At 54.6% G+C, this 328-nt stretch carries 1 pseudogene; it reads right to left on the bottom strand.

Annotated elements, in window-relative coordinates:
- Positions 1-209 precede the first annotated feature (209 nt).
- A pseudogene (locus IB254_RS29375) lies at positions 210-328 on the bottom strand (integrase core domain-containing protein); the annotation flags it as partial.

Below are 328 nucleotides of genomic sequence, written 5' to 3'. Positions count from 1 at the left end.
CGGAGCAGGACCGGAGCGAGGGCATGCCGAGCCTAGGCGAGGCACCGAACGAAAGGGGCAAGAGCCCTTTGGTTACTTTGGGGCTTTTCCAAAGTGACTCGCCGTAAGGGCGAAACCAATAGCCGCCGTTACCGCAGAAATGGATAAGTACTCCATCCAACTCCGCCCCCCAGCTCGCGTCCTTCGTGATGTTCACTAAAACGCAGTGTCTAGTCCTGAAATAGGTTTACACCTGTTTCATCCCAGCGCCCGATGCATCGCATCGGGCGTTTTGTATTTCAAAGACTGGTGCGGACGCTCGTGGTTGTAGATCGATATTGATTCACTC

The sequence above is a fragment of the Pseudomonas sp. PDM03 genome (assembly GCF_014852385.1).
GTDB lineage: Bacteria > Pseudomonadota > Gammaproteobacteria > Pseudomonadales > Pseudomonadaceae > Aquipseudomonas > Aquipseudomonas migulae.
Note: the sequence above shows the minus strand (reverse complement) of the source record. Positions and strands in the feature narration are given on the sequence as shown.